At 45.0% G+C, this 15,819-nt stretch carries 17 protein-coding genes and 1 pseudogene; 10 read left to right on the top strand and 8 right to left on the bottom strand.

The window, feature by feature from the left end; all coding sequences use genetic code 11:
* Window positions 1-95: 95 nt before the first annotated feature.
* Window positions 96-272 (bottom strand): hypothetical protein, encoded by a 177-nt coding sequence (locus AB4323_RS04205; RefSeq protein WP_004732739.1) that lies wholly within the window; start codon window positions 270-272, stop codon window positions 96-98.
* Between the two features lie 528 nt (window positions 273-800).
* Here AB4323_RS04205 and AB4323_RS04210 point away from each other — a divergent pair.
* The 4 genes from AB4323_RS04210 to AB4323_RS04225 all read left to right on the top strand — a co-directional run bounded on the left by AB4323_RS04210 (window position 801) and on the right by AB4323_RS04225 (window position 3,557).
* Entirely contained in the window at window positions 801-1,538 is a 738-nt protein-coding gene (locus AB4323_RS04210; RefSeq protein WP_017077048.1) for a nucleoside recognition domain-containing protein, read from the top strand.
* Window positions 1,538-2,005: a YjiG family protein gene (locus AB4323_RS04215; protein ID WP_004737023.1), complete on the top strand. Its 468-nt coding sequence runs from the start codon at window positions 1,538-1,540 to the stop codon at window positions 2,003-2,005. The genes AB4323_RS04210 and AB4323_RS04215 overlap by 1 nt, the downstream gene beginning before the upstream one ends.
* Before the next feature lie 626 nt (window positions 2,006-2,631).
* A complete protein-coding gene (locus AB4323_RS04220; protein WP_050632578.1) occupies window positions 2,632-3,018 on the top strand; it encodes an MAPEG family protein in 387 nt (128 codons plus the stop codon).
* A gap of 8 nt (window positions 3,019-3,026) precedes the next feature.
* Window positions 3,027-3,557 (top strand): hypothetical protein, encoded by a 531-nt coding sequence (locus tag AB4323_RS04225; protein WP_017094217.1) that lies wholly within the window; start codon window positions 3,027-3,029, stop codon window positions 3,555-3,557.
* Window positions 3,558-3,590: 33 nt separating this feature from the next.
* Here the strand turns inward: AB4323_RS04225 and AB4323_RS04230 are convergent, their stop codons facing one another.
* Window positions 3,591-4,226 (bottom strand): START domain-containing protein, encoded by a 636-nt coding sequence (locus tag AB4323_RS04230; protein WP_372151693.1) that lies wholly within the window; start codon window positions 4,224-4,226, stop codon window positions 3,591-3,593.
* Window positions 4,227-4,275: 49 nt separating this feature from the next.
* On the opposite strand from AB4323_RS04230, the gene AB4323_RS04235 reads away from it, so the two are divergent.
* Complete coding sequence (locus tag AB4323_RS04235) at window positions 4,276-4,398, top strand: hypothetical protein (RefSeq protein WP_017061529.1); 123 nt, start codon at window positions 4,276-4,278, stop codon at window positions 4,396-4,398.
* On the opposite strand, the gene AB4323_RS04240 is transcribed toward AB4323_RS04235, so the two are convergent.
* Entirely contained in the window at window positions 4,395-4,871 is a 477-nt protein-coding gene (locus tag AB4323_RS04240; RefSeq protein ID WP_017067245.1) for a YHS domain-containing (seleno)protein, read from the bottom strand. The genes AB4323_RS04235 and AB4323_RS04240 overlap by 4 nt on opposite strands.
* 110 nt (window positions 4,872-4,981) lie before the next feature.
* On the opposite strand from AB4323_RS04240, the pseudogene AB4323_RS04245 reads away from it, so the two are divergent.
* A pseudogene (locus tag AB4323_RS04245) lies at window positions 4,982-5,436 on the top strand (helix-turn-helix domain-containing protein).
* A 230-nt stretch (window positions 5,437-5,666) separates the two neighbouring features.
* A complete protein-coding gene (locus AB4323_RS04250; protein ID WP_104216219.1) occupies window positions 5,667-6,545 on the top strand; it encodes a 6-carboxytetrahydropterin synthase in 879 nt (292 codons plus the stop codon).
* A 125-nt stretch (window positions 6,546-6,670) separates the two neighbouring features.
* Here the strand turns inward: AB4323_RS04250 and AB4323_RS04255 are convergent, their stop codons facing one another.
* Window positions 6,671-7,711, bottom strand: a complete 1,041-nt coding sequence (locus AB4323_RS04255; RefSeq protein WP_372151695.1) for an acyltransferase — start codon at window positions 7,709-7,711, stop codon at window positions 6,671-6,673.
* A 123-nt stretch (window positions 7,712-7,834) separates the two neighbouring features.
* Window positions 7,835-8,791 (bottom strand): AEC family transporter, encoded by a 957-nt coding sequence (locus AB4323_RS04260; protein ID WP_048610304.1) that lies wholly within the window; start codon window positions 8,789-8,791, stop codon window positions 7,835-7,837.
* A gap of 176 nt (window positions 8,792-8,967) precedes the next feature.
* Here AB4323_RS04260 and AB4323_RS04265 point away from each other — a divergent pair, with 176 nt between their 5' ends.
* Entirely contained in the window at window positions 8,968-9,561 is a 594-nt protein-coding gene (locus tag AB4323_RS04265; protein WP_029235279.1) for a TetR/AcrR family transcriptional regulator, read from the top strand.
* 192 nt (window positions 9,562-9,753) lie between these two features.
* Complete coding sequence (locus tag AB4323_RS04270; protein WP_017061536.1) at window positions 9,754-10,602, top strand: alpha/beta hydrolase; 849 nt, start codon at window positions 9,754-9,756, stop codon at window positions 10,600-10,602.
* A gap of 136 nt (window positions 10,603-10,738) precedes the next feature.
* On the opposite strand, the gene AB4323_RS04275 is transcribed toward AB4323_RS04270, so the two are convergent.
* Both AB4323_RS04275 and AB4323_RS04280 read right to left on the bottom strand, forming a co-directional pair.
* The gene (locus AB4323_RS04275) at window positions 10,739-13,273 is read right to left on the bottom strand and encodes a glycosyl hydrolase family 18 protein (RefSeq protein WP_372151697.1); all 2,535 of its coding nucleotides are present in this window, start codon (window positions 13,271-13,273) and stop codon (window positions 10,739-10,741) included.
* Window positions 13,274-13,672: 399 nt separating this feature from the next.
* Window positions 13,673-14,137 (bottom strand): DUF2850 domain-containing protein, encoded by a 465-nt coding sequence (locus AB4323_RS04280; RefSeq protein ID WP_372151699.1) that lies wholly within the window; start codon window positions 14,135-14,137, stop codon window positions 13,673-13,675.
* Between the two features lie 307 nt (window positions 14,138-14,444).
* Between AB4323_RS04280 and AB4323_RS04285 the strand changes: the two genes are divergently transcribed.
* Window positions 14,445-14,726 carry a pyrimidine/purine nucleoside phosphorylase gene (locus AB4323_RS04285; RefSeq protein ID WP_017057600.1) on the top strand — a complete coding sequence of 94 codons (282 nt, stop codon included), beginning with the start codon at window positions 14,445-14,447 and terminating at the stop codon, window positions 14,724-14,726.
* Between the two features lie 197 nt (window positions 14,727-14,923).
* Here AB4323_RS04285 and AB4323_RS04290 read toward each other — a convergent pair whose 3' ends face one another.
* Complete coding sequence (locus AB4323_RS04290; protein ID WP_017069674.1) at window positions 14,924-15,796, bottom strand: pirin family protein; 873 nt, start codon at window positions 15,794-15,796, stop codon at window positions 14,924-14,926.
* Window positions 15,797-15,819 lie beyond the last annotated feature (23 nt).

Consider the following 15,819-nt stretch of genomic DNA (forward strand, 5'->3'; position numbering starts at 1 on the left):
AGAAATAGAGAAATAGAGATTATAGAGATTATAGAGGTTAGGGAAAAAGCCCTACCGGGTTTAGTACCGATAGAGCTTATTCGCCATTGCCAATATTATGCAGCATTGAGATCAAACGTCAGTGTTTGTTCTGCGGCACATACTTCAACAGGCCAGCCGTAGGATTGATATTCCAGCGCAAGTTTGTCCGCTACTGCGCGAGATACCGTTGCAGTGATCCACATGCCTTTGCCCATTACTTGATATTTAAGCGTTCTCATTTCCATCATCATCACCACCGTTCTCCTTCGATATTGGCAGCGCGAAGTCTATAGCACCTCTAAGGGCTGAAATTTCGAATTAAGCTCAAATTCTTTATAAAATGGCTCACGGTTTAGCCATGGTTCAAAACTCAACCAATAATAGGTAAACGATTGCATTTTTGAAGCGTAACCACGATTTAAGCCGCTGTATTATAATCGAATTAAAATTGAACAAAAAAACATGTAAGAGATCACTTACATCATTATCAGAGATCAGACTAGGTAAAAACCTGTCATTTGAAACCTTACTTGTGTGGTGATTGTGTGCGTTTTTGGTTGCGCTGTTGAAGCGAATTTTGTTTAGTTTTGTATGTGAAATATTCTAATTATTTTAGCGTATGCCTCTGCTTTTAAATCTAAATCACAGTTTTATATGTTGCTGTGGTTCTTGTGTTCAAACCGATACGCTATTTGATTTTGGTCATTAACCTATTGCTCATTAGTTTGCACTATCTATACGTGTTCTGTTCCACATAAACGAGATGTATAGAGGTCCTTATGACTAATCCAACTAAAACCGATCGTAAAGTCACGATCGGCAGCTATATCGCACTCGCATTCGCGATTGTGTTCTTTTCAGGCTTAATGCAGTCCAATGAATGGTATGGAGTGCTCGATTTTACAACGCTCAACGGTTCATTTGGTAAGGTCGCTTACGATGTCAGTGAGACGGCTGATGGTATCCAAGCGGCAACGACGTCATTGCGCGGTAAAGGCGGTAGTGGTGCTCGCGACGGTTTCATTTTTGCTTTGACACTTATTCCGACCGTGATGTTTGCACTGGGTATGATCAACGTACTTGAGCACTACGGTGCACTGGACGCGGCTCGTAAACTACTGACACCTCTGCTTCGCCCTCTAATGGGTATTCCGGGTAACTCAGGCTTGGCACTGATTGCTTCTTTGCAAAGTACCGATGCGGGTGCAGCGATGACGAGGCAGCTGAAAGATGAAGGGCATTTGACTAAGCGTGAAACCGATGTCTTCACCATGTTCCAGTTTACGGCGGGCGCGGCGATCGTTAACTTTTTCTCTTCAGGAGCGGTTCTGTTCACTCTAACGGCGATGGATGGTTCTTTGGCGGTAACATCGTCAATTGGTTTGGCTGTGGCTGTGATGTTCATCTTCAAGTTTGTCGGTGCGAACCTGTTCCGTATTTACCTCAACATTACTGAAGGCAAAGAAGACAAACCAAAATCAGACAAAGAACAAAAACTGGCAGAGGAAGTAGCATAATGAGCGAAGTTAAAGCAAAGAAACCAATGGTTACTGATATTTTCGTTGAAGGTGCTAAGAAAGGCTGGGTTATTGCGACTACCTCTACGGTACCGAATGTTTTGATGGCGTTTGTGATCATCAAGGCATTGCAGATCACCGGTGCGCTGGATTTGATGGGCAGTGTTTTTGCTCCAATCATGGCGGTATTTGGTTTACCTGGCGAAGCGGCAGCAGTATTGATTGGTGCGTGGATGTCGATGGGTGGTGCTGTGGGTGTGGTTATCACGTTGTTTGATCAAGGCATTCTGAACGGCAACCATATCGCTATCTTGGCGCCAGCTATCTACTTGATGGGCTCTCAGGTTCAATACATGGGTCGTATTATGGGACCAATTGGTACTGAAGGTCGTTATATCCCGGTGATGATCGCGATTTCGGTATTGAATGCCTTTGGTGCAATGTTCTTGATGAACATTATTTTGTAACGTGACTTTTAACGGTTAGCTGCTAACAGCTTTTAGACGTTACAAAAAAGGAAACCCCGTTTGGCTTTCACCAAACGGGGTCTATTCTTTTCGTAGCCATCCTGCTACTGCGCGTTACTTATCTTTCAATAGGTAACTGGTGCTCCCTGCATCGTTCCTTGACGTGGCTAAATCCTTTAACCTATCCAATTCATCGCCTTCCTAGCGGTGTCCTTGCTAACTCATCATCCTGACAAGCGACTCTATCCTAGAGCAAAACTTCCTTGCTGATAACTCATCCTAAGTCATCAAATCTTCATCCTGAAGATACCTAATCCGTTAGGCTTTTTCCTGTTCCTGCCAACTCCCTGTCGACATGTGTATTAAACACTGCAGAGGCTTTACTCACAATCCACCTCAAGAAATAAATGTACTCACTAACCGAAAGAAATATGCGTGGATTCATACAAAACAAGGGGTTGGGTTTGTATTTTAGGAATTTTCTGCGAAGCTTGATTGTGATCTCTTACGTTCGGTGTGAGAGATCTCTTACAAGTGCTCGGGCGTGATTATCATTTTATCTTGGCGGTTAATGTCGAAAAGATAGAAAAGAACACTGAGTTAAGACAAAAAAATAGGGAAATATGATGGTTACAGCACTTTACGCAGCTCTGCTGACGGTAGTAATGATTTGGTTGGCGATTGAAGTTATTAAGCAAAGACGAATCAATCTTGTTGCTCATGCCGATGGCGGTGTTGAGTCGTTACAGATAGCACGTTCGGCACAAAGTAACGCGATGGATTACATCCCAATCACGGTGATTTTGATGGGGTTGCTAGAGATGAATGGGGCTGGTGTGTGGCTTATTCATGTCATTGGTGTGGCGTTTATTGTGGGGCGAGTGATTCACGCTAAAGGGATCTTAGCGAAGAATTTCAAAGGCAGAAAAGTGGGTATGGTGTTAACGCTTATCTGCATGATCTCCTTGATTGTCCTAAACTTAGCTTACCTACCTTTTGATAAAATGTTCTAGGGAGCATTATGGCATTGCGCCTTCCTCCTGCTTGGGCGATTGTCCTTGCAGGGCTAATACTCAACATCATGGCGATTGTCATGTCGAGCTTGGTGCTCGATAAAATTGAAGCGGAGAAATCGGAATACAACGATCGTAAATACGGTAATGTGTACTCTATACAACTGTCCTGGAATACGATCGAAACCTTAGAGCGTAAGCGTGAAGCGATCCTGATTCACCTTGATAAGCTATCCCCAGAAATCGCTCAACCTGCCACTGTTCTTGATGAAGCGCTTCGCGGACAACTTCGGAGTTGGGTGAGTGACGAGGTGCCGGCCATCTCGTTGGCTAATTTACCTAAGCTTATGATGCTGATAAACAATGCCCAAGAATCGCAACGATCACGAATTGATGACTACTATTTGGATAACCTGACCTTGGTTGAGTTGATCCAAAGGCTTGATGAGAAAATGGCTTTCTATAAGAACATCGCCCTGTTTCTTCAGGTGTTTGGTTTAGCGCTTATCTTAGCTCGCGACCTAGCAAGAAGACCTTAGTCTTTAACCTTATTTACCTATTTACTTGTACCGCTAACGAGACTCACTTGGCAGGTTGGGGTGCTGCTGGCCTTGGTATTTTGGTAGCTGTTCTTTCAGCCCCTTAAACGTGCTCAGCGCACTGCCTATCGATAACTTATTCATCAACCAATTGGGCAAGATGCCACCTGCGTTCGCATATGCGGTGTAGGTGATGTAAGTATTGCCATTAGTGAGCGGTTGCAGCGTCCAAAGTGCGTCCACATCGTAAATTCGAATATACCCAGATTCTTTCGCCAAATAGTTAGACGCATCCTTTATCGACAAGACAAACTGCCCATCCTCGATGCTGTACTTTGAGTAGGTCACCATATCGCGATCTCTAGCAGGCCAAGGCGCTTTGAATTGGGTATAGACGATGTTTTCTGCCTCAGATATCTGCATCAAGACACGGCTTTGCGACACATTGTCTATCCAGTTTGGCACGTTCTCGCTGTCTTCCAGCAACAGTAAAAAACCGGAGTAAGTGGTGGGCGTTTGCATTTGTGCTCGTATCTCTACTAAGCCTTCACTGTGAGGTCTCTTATCAATGATGATGCCGTCTTCACTTTTGACGAACTGCCATGGAGCTGCATAACTCAGTGTTGATAAGGCGCAGAGCCCAAGTGCAAAAATCCTAGGTAATATCATTATTCTTCCATAAAAAGAAAAGCTTATCTGCTAGGAGTATAGAATAGAAATGGACTTAGTAGGTGTTGCCAATCGCTTTGGGTTGGCCTCTTTGGGGAAAATCCCAATGAAAACGGAAGCGTTCGGTCGCTTCCGTTTTATTCTTGGGCAATGGATAAGCGCTGTAGGCTAGAGCTTATAGGCTTCTACGGTTTTGATGGTTGTCCAGTTGCTGTTGGCGTCTTGGATGAACTCTTGTGTATTCTCCAGCCAGCGTTTCTGAACCGATTTGTCTAAGTTCAGATACAACTTTCCATCTTCCACCTTCCAAGCGAGAGGGTCGGTTTCAAACTTCTTACCCATGGCTACTCCAAACGCGCAGTAACCGCCATATTGAGGGGCATAGGCTTCTGGATTGGCTCGAAATTCATCTCTGTTTTCACTGCTCGCAAAGTTATAGATCGCATTCTTATAGGTCGCTGTGAACTCAGATGTGCCTTTTACTGGACCTTCATTGGCAAAGTAAGCGACAGGATCATAGCCTTTAATTGCGAGGTTATTGCTGTCGACACTCATATCAAGGTCTGCTGCCATTAACGAAAAGCTGGTGCCTAGTAACGCGGCCATTAGAGTGATTTTTTGACTGGTCGATTTCATGTGTGACATATCAAGTTCCTTGTCAGTGTTGGTTATCTTGTTTGAAATAATTTAGCCCACTCGTCCGGTCTATAGAGGGACAAAAGAACTAAAAACTAAGCGAATCGTTCGGAGGATGCATGGATCTGCTTTCACAACTAATGGAACACTTCTCGATACGCACTGGCGTTTTCTATTCTGGAAACCTGTGTGGAGTATCGTCATTTAACGCGCAACAAGGTAAAGAGGGCCACCTTCATGTATTGAGCGCGGGGGAGTTGAGCTTGTCTAGCGCTCACACGGAACACAGGCATTTGTCGCAGCCTTGCATTGTTTATTTGCCGAAATGGCGTCACTGGCCGCGATGTCTCGTACTCAGTTTATTGAAGCGTTCAAACGGGAAGTGGGTGAAACGCCGGGAGATTATGTGCAAAAGTGGCGAGTCTCTGTTGCTCAATCTCTGTTATTGCAAAATAAGCCGATCAATTGGGTCGCTGATGAAGTGGGTTACAATAGCTATTCAGGATTCTCACGTGCTTTTCAACATGTTGCCGGAGTGTCGCCGCGCCTTTGGCTAAAGCAAAATGCGTCGTGAAGCGCTGGCCATCCCTACCTGCAATATGGCTATTGGCATCAGGCTGGCCTATGTTTTAGCGGAAATTGAGCGTAGTTTGTTCATTTCTCGAATGACGGTGTAAAAAGGTGGACTTTATTAGCTCGTTGTAACATCCTGCCCGTCCTATTTTATCAGACATCAATGAGACGAAGTGCCTGCTGAGCATTATTCAGCCTCCCGTATCTCATTAAAGTATTAAGGAGTTCAACTTGAACCTATTTGTAAGAGACCTTACCGTTATCGATTCTTCATACATCTGTGAACACAGAGGGGTCGTAGGAGATAGTTGGATTTTAGATGTCACCATGTCTGGTGAACTTAATGAAATGAGCATGGTGCTGGATTTTAGCAAGGTCAAAAAGCAGATCAAACAGCTTGTCGATGAGCATGTTGATCACCGTTTGCTGCTGCCAATGCAGAGCGCTGCAATTGTTCTTCAAGCGAGCAAAGCGGGCTACTCTAAGGTTGATGTGTTGCGTGGTGACAAGAGTCTTCATCTACATTGCCCTGATGAAGCATATTGCCTCATTGATGCAGAAGCGATCACCATCGAGAGTGTGACCGCACACGTTTACAATATTCTTCGCGATAACCTACCAAGTAACGTCACAGGGTTAGAGATCACCCTACGTCATGAGAACATTAATGGCGCGTTCTACCACTACACCCATGGTTTAAAAAAGCATGATGGCAACTGCCAACGCATCGCGCATGGTCACCGTTCTCCAGTAGAAATCGTGGTCGATGGTCAGCGTGACGGGCAACGTGAACAAGCATTTGCTCAGCGTTGGGAAGACATTTATTTAGGTTCTAAAGAAGACCAAGTTTCAGTTTCATCACTTAACCTGAGTGAAAACGCGAACAGTGTTAATGATGAAAGTCACTATGGCTTCCGCTACACCGCGCCACAAGGCGAATTTGAGCTAGCGATTGCTAAGAGTGAGACGGAAATTTTACCGACAGATACCACGGTGGAATTACTTGCTGGCTATATCGCGGATCAAGTTGAACCTAGCCTAGCAGAGAACCAATCACTACAAATCGTCGCTTATGAAGGTGTTGGCAAGGGCGCAATGGCGTTCCGATAACACTCCAGCGAGTGACACAGTCTCATTACTGACATGATGAAATAAAGGCAAGATAATCCGTTATCTTGCCTTTACTTTTTGTGACTCTTTAAAACTGATTTAGCTGATGATGTTAGGCACAAACACTAACGAAGCAGCACGCGTCGCAGTGGTGTTTTTTCGATTCCAACAACCAACCCGAAGCTCAACAATACGGTGCCAAAAAATACCGTAACGTCTTTTGTCAATTCCGTAATGCCTAAGACTCCACAGACATTGAACAGCACGATAATGATCAGCAAATGGCAAACGTAGATGCCTAACATACGATTCGAGATCGCGCGAACCCACGCATAGTCGCCGATGTTTGGATTAGCCAAAAGCCACATAAATACGCCCATTCCCCATAGTGCCGTACCAAACAAGAAATCATTCATGTTGAATCCGACGTCGAACGTGGTGAGCCACGCCGCCTCAGCAAAGTGAATCAACATGCCTAACGCTAATAACGCCAGCGCTTTAGCGGATGACACCTTCCATTGATTCTGACGAATGAGGAAACCTAAGGTCACCATTAACGTGCTAAAGAACGGGCCATTACGCGTGAAGAAAGGTGCTTCTAACCCGGTTAGCGTTGCGTAGCTGCCCGCTAAAACACCATAAACGTAAAGTACAATGGCCGCTGGTAATAGCAGTTTGTCGAGTTTTATTTCGACTATCAAAGCAATGATCAAAACTGCACAAACCAGAGCGGGAATAAACCATAAATGAACCAATCCACCCTCTAAGAAAGAGTTAAGTGGCGTGTTCATTAAGAAACCCCAATAGCCTTGGCGCTCACCTAGGTAACCAAACTCTTCTACCTTCGCGAGGTTGAATGGCATCACTAAGCAAATGATGCTCCATGCTAACCAAACCTTAAGCAGTGGTTTAGAGTAATTAATGACGGTTTGCCACGGGGAGGCAGTCAGCTTGGGCTGAATAAGATAACCGGAAATTAGGAAAAACAGAGGTACCGCAAAACGAGCGGTTTGGTTGAGTACATAACCGATCCAAGGCACTTCATCTATTTGCCAATAAGTGAGTGCCATTTGACCGTGTAAACCAATGATCGCCAAGATAGCAATCACTCGGCCTAACTCGATACTGGCGATGTGTTGTGAAGGCGTATGTTGAACGGAAGACATATCAGATCTCTTAGTAAAATTTTTACGAAATCTAGCAGTCTTTATGCCCAACCAGTTAGTCCTAAATCAAGGCTTATGACCTTTGTTTCAAGGCTAGTGTCGGTTTTTTGAAGCCTGTCGCAGCTATATTAAATCCATTGCAGTAAGTACAAAAATACCGAGAGTACAAGTGATAAGAGAAACAACAGTAGTAAGCGCGATGATGTTAGCCGCCAGTGTTGAGTTTCCTCCCATCGCACGAGCCATAACGTAGCTTGCCGCTGCTGTTGGTGCTGCGCTCATCAAGAAGATAAGCCCGAGATCGAGCCCTTCAAATCCTAAGTACCCAGCCGCCAGTGTAATCAGTAACGGTGAGGCAATTAACTTGTAGCTAGAGGCGAACCACGTCGATAACTTTTCTTGTTTGAGCGAGCTGATGTCCAGCGACCCACCGGTACACAGCAGTGCCAAAGGTAACGTCATGTTGGCAAAGTACTGACCAGCATCAGTGACCATTTTTGGGATAGGAATCGAAAGCGCATAGAAGACGACCGCTAAGAAAATAGCGATGATCAATGGGTTCTTGGTAATCGACTTAGCGATCACTTTAATCGCTTTCGCACCAGTGTCTTCGCCTTTGGGTGTCAGTGCAATCACGGCTTGAATGTTATACAACACGGTTAGAGATGCGACATAGATAGCCGCCAATGCCACGCCTTGGTTGCCATAGATATTAGCCACATAGGCGAGGCCGATGATCGCGGTATTGGCGCGGAATCCACCTTGGACAATCACACCTTGATCTTTCGAACCTTTAAATACTAATTTGGTTGAGAAAATCGTGAACAAGAAAAAGACAAAGTTAGCGATGACGCCAAACGCAACTAACGCGCTACTGGCTGAAAAGTTGTGATTCGATTGAACAATACTCAGAAATAGCATCGCGGGCAGGGTGACTTGAAATACCACCTTAGATGCGACATCAATGAAATTGTCATTGATTAAGCCGATTCGCTTGAGCATCACACCAAGAAACAGCATTAAACAGATAGGGCCTGTTACCGACGCCGAAAACGCAAACTGTTCCCAAAGTGTGTTCATTCTCTTTCCCTAGTTATTAAACTCAATAATCGGTTAACTCAAATTCCTTTGAATACTGTCGCATTTTTCCACAGTTCTTTGATAAGACAAAATGAATACCTAGGGTTAAGTAAAAAATCTTGAAAAAAAGAACGAACGTGCTAAAAATAATGTATCAGATTTATTATTGGTGAATAATGAGTAAGGGAAAGATAACCAAAGAGTATATTTTGAGCCATGCATTCGCGCTTGCAAGTGAGAATGGGCTTGAGAGTTTGACGATTGGCGAGTTAGCCAAGCAGTGTGGCATGTCTAAGAGTGGCTTGTTTGCACACTTCAACTCTAAAGAAAACCTGCAACTCTCTGTACTCGAGTATTCCAACGCCATATTCACCGAAAGAGTCATCATTCCCGCAAGAGAGCTGGGAGATGGTGATATTGAAGCGAAATTGAAACAGCTGCTCGACAATTGGTTGGGCTGGAACCATTCATTCCAAGGCAGTTGCATGTTTATTGATGCATGGAAAGATGCGGGCAGTGAAAGGTCTGTGATTCAGAAAGCACTGCAGAAAACCATTTCAGTGTGGATTGACTACTTGACGATTCAGGTAGCAAAAGCGGTTGAGAGCAAACAGTTCAGAGCCGATTTAGACCCGAAACAGGCAACCTTCGAGTTATACGGTCTTTATTTGAGTGCGAACTTGTTCTACTCGTTACGAGGCCAACAAGCGAGCCACACCCATTTTTGGAGTGGTGTCGAGCGCTTGGTAGCCAGTTGGAGAGCGGTTTAATACATACAGCAGGTTAACTCGCAAATCATGTGACTTTGCTTAACTAAGGTTTGCAAAAGATTTTAACAGAAGTGGCGGCAAGCAATCATAAACAGCGCTATCGTCATTTTTTATACTAACAAATAGCACGGTCGTTCGATTTTCAGGGCCGAGCTCGATCCGCCAATGATGATGGCGATACAAGGAACGGTCATGAGTGACAAAATCTACTTTAATACATCGAACAAATTCAGCTTCAAGCGCAGCTTAATTGGCGCAACAACCAACCTGCATTACATTCTAGCGCCGAGTCATGCGAAGAAAACCGCACGTAAGCTGCTGCTCACGCCAATGCGTACCGAGCAAAAAAATGCCGATCCCCAAGGGCTTATCAAGAGTGAAATCAAAGGTCGTGATGGCGTTATAAAAACCTATTCTTTAGGTACCGGACCTGTTTGGGTGCTGACTCATGGTTGGTCTGGCACTGCGAGTCAGTTTTTCCCTCTGATGGAACATATTGCTGCTAAAGGTTTTACGGCTCTGGCTTACGATCATCCTGCTCATGGTGGCAGCGATGGTGTACATGGTCATATTCCTGCGTTTGTGAACGGTCTTGAAGCGATTCTAGATTCGGTAGGTGAGGTAGCTGGTTTGGTCGGCCACAGCATGGGTACGGCTTCTGCGTTGGAATGTAAGCACGTTAAATTGGAAAACAAGCCATTATTGCTGATTGCACCTGTACTGGATTATCTAGAAAACCTATTTGGCAGCGTTGCGCGTTCTGGCTACTCAATGAAACTGTTCGAGGCGGTAGTTGGAGAAGTCGAAGAGCAGTTTAACTACCCGATTCAGTCTGTTGATCCCTATGGAAAGCTAGCGCTTCGTGAGTCTCAGACGATCATCGTTCATGATGAGCAAGACAAGTTTACTAAGTTTGATGTGTCTCAGCGTGCTGCTAATGAAATGGGTCGCGTTACTTTAATTGCGACTCAAGGACAGGGCCACGGGCGAGTAATGAAGTGCCCACAAGTATTTGAGAGCTTTGATAACTTGATTGGTTAACTTTAACTAATCAAGCCAGTAGAACGCAGGTTAAGAAAACAAACACTAAAAAGGCCAACCAGACATTATCTGGTTGGCCTTTGTTTTAGGGATTTAGTTGATGCTTAGTTGGTGTTTAGCTCAACCCTATTTTTAGTTAACAGCTTGCAGGACCAATCTCTTTCCACACGCCCCATTGGCCTGTCGTTGTTGGATCTTCACCGGTTGTCCACCATTTCGCTTCCCAAATCTTACCGCCTTGAGTCACTTGGTCGCCACCAGTGTAAACCGCGCCTGAATCCCAAGCGTTAGTACACGTACCGCCGCCTGTGGTTTTCTTTAGAACTTTCACTGAAGTAGCCGCAACCGATGTATCAGTGCCATCGCTGACCGTTACAGAGAAGTTCAGCGTTGTATCTTGCGTGTATTCCGCCGCGACAAAGCTCACTGAAGCACCTTGAACCGTTGCATCGATACCAGCAGGCACATCCCACGTGAAGGTCAATGTATCTTGGTCAGCATCGCTCGAAGCCGAAGCATCAACCACGACTACGTCACCCGCATTAACTTCAGCTGGAGCTGAAACAATCGCAACTGGTGCTGTATTGACTGGACCTGTGTCCTTAGGGGTTACTGTTACAACCACTGTGTCAGTTGCAGTAGCACCTTCGTTATCAGTTACCGTTAGGCTGAAGGTTAGTACTTCTTGTTGAGCGACTTCAACCACATCGAAGCTTGCAACAGCCGCATTAGCGTTCGCCAGCGTTACTGCCGTGCCGCTTACTTGTGACCAAGCGTAGCTCGCAATTGAGCCGTCGCTGTCTTTTGAAGCACTACCGTCTAGAGAAACAGAAGCTGGGCCTTCAACCGATTGGTCTGCGCCTGCGGCAGCTGTTGGCTCGCGGTTGACAGGATCTGTTGTTCCGCCCGCTAGGCCTTCATGCATTGCGTTGAGGATGTCGCCGTTATCTGCATCAATCTCCCAAGAGAATAGACCCGCAAGGCCAAGGCTACGAACGTACGCGCCTTTTGCTTTTACTGAGCGGTCATCATCAAATGTGATCAGCTTGCCCGAAGTACGGTTCCAAACGTAAGGCGCTTCTGCCATTTCGTCGTAACCATACTCAAAGCCGTTGATGCCTTGGTTGTTTGCACCAAGCATGTTCGCTTTAATGCCTTTGTAGTCAATAACGCCATCTTCCCATACGCCTTGCGCAGAGCTGCCTTTCAGTTTGCCGTTACCCACCCCTGTCATAGGGTCGCTAGGATCGGTGAGTGATGATGGTAATACGCCTTCCCAGCCACGACCGTACATCGCTGTACCAACCACAAGTTTGTTCGCTGGAACGCCTTGCTCAAGTAGCAACTGGATGCCGTTGTCTGTGGTGTAAGCTGGGCCGGTGTACTGCTCGCCATTTTCATCAAGCCCTGTGCCATCACATTGACCAGGGCGCATGAAGTTACCGCAGTTGAGTGCTGTTTGGTGACCTAACACGTTGTTCCAACCGCCGTAGAAGTCGTAAGTCATTGCGAAGATGTAATCCATGTATTGGATAGCATCGCCGTAGTTCACGTCTTCAATCTTATCGTGACCAACACCGATCGCAGATGTTAGCTCGTAAGTACGACCGTTTTCCGCTTCTAGCTCATCCAACATAACGCGCAGCTCTGCCATCAATGCAATGTAAGCAGGGCCGTCATTTACAGGGTCACCAAGATCGGGAGCAGCACCGCCTCCACCTGGGAATTCCCAGTCAATATCGACACCATCGTAGAATTTCCATGTATTTAGGAACTTCTTAACCGATGCAACGAACGTGTCGCGGTTCGCTTTTGTAGTGAAATCGAAGAACGGGTCAGACAGTGTCCAACCACCAATTGATGGGATGATTTTCAAGTCTGGATTGCGCTGTTTTAGCGCCATCATCATTGCGTAGTTACCCTTGATAGGTGAGCTGTATTCGTGACCAGCTTGCGGGAAACTCTTTTGGAAAGCCGCCCATGGGTCATGAATCACCACTTCGTAATCGTTTACACCCTGACAGGCTGTCATTAGTGCATTGTAGCTGTTGCCGCCTACCGATTTTACTGATTCATTAGGACCACAAATTGGGATGAAGCCATAAAGGATATGGGTCAAGTTGTCAGCGGGTAGGTTATCAACCGTGTAATCACGACCATAAATACCCCACTCAACAAAGTAAGTGCCTACTACCGTGTTTGGGTCGGTATTGTATGACTTGTTGTTTGGATCCACATTCATCGCAAGTGGCGCTAAGTGTGCGCCATCTGTATCGGCAATCGTGATTTTAGCGGGTGCGCTTTTGCTACAACCTGTTTCGTCACACGCTTCTATTTCCATTTCGAATAAGCCGCCTTGGCCATATTCGAATGAAGCCGTGGTTTGGCTGCCAGTGATTGGGCCAGTGGCTACTTTAACGCCATCAAAGTAGATGTTGTACGTGTTTCCTGACGTTCCGCTCCATTGGTTGAACTTAACGTCGACTTTTGCTTTGTCGTGATATTTAACCATCTGGTTGTAGCCAGAGGTGGTTTCCATCGCGAGTTCAATTTTAGAAAATTGCAGGTTGTTGGAACCGTACATGTCGATGCTAGGTGCTGTTGGAGCAGCTAATGCTGTACCAGATAGCGCTAGAGCAATGCTCGCAGCACAGGTATTTATACGAATCATACTTTTTCTCTCATTCCTTGAAGGTTACGAGAACCAAATGGCCCCATAAAACGGCTCCAGTCAGTTTTGAAGGAGCTTCCCAGTCAGTATTCGAGAGAGTTTTAATTTTATAACTGAAAATAAATCCGTTTTCGATGGACAACTAAAAAATTGTATCTTGTTACAATTCTGTTGCTTAATGAGTGAGATGCTGAGTCCATGTTTTATAAAATAAAACATCCTTCAGTAGGAAAATCTCACAAGTGAAAATTCACAACATGAAGTTATGAAAAGGTGCGACAAACTATAAGAAAATACTGTGGATTGAAGCTGAATCACAAAGTGAAGTATGTTGAGCGAGCGGGGTCGATCGACGGGTAAACTTGAAGACGAATGCTTATGGCAGTATGGATAAGAGGGTTATCTTTTGAATTGCTCAGCTAAGGAAGCGCGTCGTTGTTGCATGACACTATGGGTATCACCAGTCGCAGTATCTTCGTAGCCTTCTTTAATAAATTGCTGAGATGGTACGCTTGGCTCTAATCGCTTTAAGCGAGGCGAATCGTAAGTACCACTGATGGTGTAAACGGTGGTTCCAGAGCCAGTGTTGATCGTGACGATCTTCCCGTCAAAATCGAATGAGGTAGTGATAAGACGATGATTCATCATCACACCGTTTTCTGAAAGTGTCAGGGTATCAGTATTGTAAGGTGGTGCTGCAATCTCTATCCATGTGCCATAGACATTGCTTGGGCTGACAGATTGTTGGTGGGCTTGGTAAGCAAAATAGCCCGCGGTGAGGGCAATCATAAAACCAGCTAATAGGAAGCTGTAGAGTAACGAGTTGGCAAATAAATCTCTGCTTTTGACCGACTTTTTTGCCATTATTTCTTCATTTTCCCACTGATATTATTTTAGATTCTATTAACTAAAACCTTAGTTTGCAAAAATTGTTATAAGAGTTAGAAGCAGGATCGAATGTTCCAATAAATTTGGTTGCGTTGGCGATTTTTTGCCTGATTCCTTGGTATTTACGTTATCAATGAAAGCGAATTCAAGAAATGCCTAAGCTATGCGTATTTATTTCTTGTAGGAAAGTCTCGAATTGGTTAAAACAATTATCACCTAAATTTACGCATAGGCTTACTCGGTGAGCTCAATAATTGCAATTTGAAGATAACAAGGAAGTACAATGATTAAAGAAAACACATACTTTGAAGGTGGCGTTAAGTCGTTAGCGTTTAACCAGTCTGGTGCTGATGTGAGTGTTGGTGTAATGGCGGCTGGTGAGTACACTTTTGGTACTGCGGCTCCAGAAAAGATGACCGTTGTTAAAGGTGCTTTGATTGTAAAGCGTGTTGGCGATGATGATTGGACGACATACCAATCTGGTGAGTCTTTTGACGTTGCGGGTGACTCTTCATTCGACCTACAGGTAAAAGAAGCGACAGCTTACCTATGTGAGTATTTGTAATCAGATCTAAATTTGTTCAATCAGGGCATCGTTTGTCTCTGATTGAATAGAAAAAAACCACGCTCTAGGAGCGTGGTTAAATAAGTGATAGTAACCGGCAGTGGATAGTGTCACTTGTTTTTGTAGTCATCAAATGGATGACCAAATCGTTGTTCGTTGCAAAATCTCTTCAACCTTCAAAGCTCAAAGCCAAGACATCAGTAAGTCTCAAACACACCGTTGTTGTAGTCTTGAATTGTCTGTTCAATCTCTTCCATCGAGTTCATGACAAACGGACCATAGTGCACGACAGGTTCATTAATCGGCTGACCAGAAAAAATCAGTACACCTGAATCTTCTAGGCTTTCTAAAGACAACAATTCAGCTTTGGTGAGCAGGGCAAGTTGACTTTGGTTGATGACTTTGTCGCCGATCTTAATACTGCCTCGGTACACATAAGTCATGGCATTGTGATTAACATTAGTCCCTAACGTGACTTTTTGCCCAGAATGAGAGCGCCAATCCGCAACGCTTAATGGCACACCTGTTTTCTGTAATGGACCCTGCGCTCGTAAAGCCTCTGAATCCTTGTCAGTTTGGTTGTGCAGTTCAAACCCTCCGGCAATCACTCTTAACAAACCACTTTGCTCACTTTGATGCTCCGCGATGCTTTCACTTTGGAAATCGTGATACTGAGCTGGCTGCATTTTGTGTGTCGCAGGTTGGTTTATCCAAATCTGAAAACCATGCAGCGCACCTTCTTCCATCATTGGCATTTCGCTGTGAATGACACCACGTCCTGCGGCCATCCATTGAGCGCCACCGCTGCGTAGCTCTCCAACATTCCCCATATGGTCTTTGTGTTGGAAGTGACCTTGGAGCATGTAAGTGAGCGTTTCTATCCCACGGTGAGGATGTGGAGGAAAGCCGCCAACATAGTCTTTGCTTTCATCCGACTTCAGTTCATCAATCATTAAAAATGGAGAGAAACGTGCGTTATTAAAACCTGCGAGTCGTTGGATTTTGACGCCATCACCATCTGAGGTGGCATGTGCTGTAATCACATGATCTACTGCTCTTACATTCGTCATTTTGAAACCCTCATAAACTTGAA

It is taken from the genome of Vibrio sp. 10N.261.52.C11 (assembly GCF_041471405.1).
In the GTDB taxonomy this organism is placed as follows: Bacteria; Pseudomonadota; Gammaproteobacteria; order Enterobacterales; family Vibrionaceae; genus Vibrio; species Vibrio crassostreae_C.

Bases quoted from the DNA above. Each gene is read 5' to 3' on its own strand.
- AB4323_RS04270 (WP_017061536.1), top strand. From the start codon at position 9,754: ATGAGTGACAAAATCTACTTTAATACATCGAACAAATTCAGCTTCAAG.
- AB4323_RS04265 (WP_029235279.1), top strand. From the start codon at position 8,968: ATGAGTAAGGGAAAGATAACCAAAGAGTATATTTTGAGCCATGCATTC.
- AB4323_RS04255 (WP_372151695.1), bottom strand. From the start codon at position 7,711: ATGTCTTCCGTTCAACATACGCCTTCACAACACATCGCCAGTATCGAG.
- AB4323_RS04210 (WP_017077048.1), top strand. From the start codon at position 801: ATGACTAATCCAACTAAAACCGATCGTAAAGTCACGATCGGCAGCTAT.
- AB4323_RS04205 (WP_004732739.1), bottom strand. From the start codon at position 272: ATGATGATGGAAATGAGAACGCTTAAATATCAAGTAATGGGCAAAGGC.
- AB4323_RS04225 (WP_017094217.1), top strand. From the start codon at position 3,027: ATGGCATTGCGCCTTCCTCCTGCTTGGGCGATTGTCCTTGCAGGGCTA.
- AB4323_RS04280 (WP_372151699.1), bottom strand. From the start codon at position 14,137: ATGGCAAAAAAGTCGGTCAAAAGCAGAGATTTATTTGCCAACTCGTTA.
- AB4323_RS04240 (WP_017067245.1), bottom strand. From the start codon at position 4,871: ATGTCACACATGAAATCGACCAGTCAAAAAATCACTCTAATGGCCGCG.
- AB4323_RS04215 (WP_004737023.1), top strand. From the start codon at position 1,538: ATGAGCGAAGTTAAAGCAAAGAAACCAATGGTTACTGATATTTTCGTT.
- AB4323_RS04260 (WP_048610304.1), bottom strand. From the start codon at position 8,791: ATGAACACACTTTGGGAACAGTTTGCGTTTTCGGCGTCGGTAACAGGC.
- AB4323_RS04235 (WP_017061529.1), top strand. From the start codon at position 4,276: ATGGACTTAGTAGGTGTTGCCAATCGCTTTGGGTTGGCCTCTTTGGGG.
- AB4323_RS04220 (WP_050632578.1), top strand. From the start codon at position 2,632: ATGGTTACAGCACTTTACGCAGCTCTGCTGACGGTAGTAATGATTTGG.
- AB4323_RS04290 (WP_017069674.1), bottom strand. From the start codon at position 15,796: ATGACGAATGTAAGAGCAGTAGATCATGTGATTACAGCACATGCCACC.
- AB4323_RS04275 (WP_372151697.1), bottom strand. From the start codon at position 13,273: ATGATTCGTATAAATACCTGTGCTGCGAGCATTGCTCTAGCGCTATCT.
- AB4323_RS04285 (WP_017057600.1), top strand. From the start codon at position 14,445: ATGATTAAAGAAAACACATACTTTGAAGGTGGCGTTAAGTCGTTAGCG.
- AB4323_RS04230 (WP_372151693.1), bottom strand. From the start codon at position 4,226: ATGATATTACCTAGGATTTTTGCACTTGGGCTCTGCGCCTTATCAACA.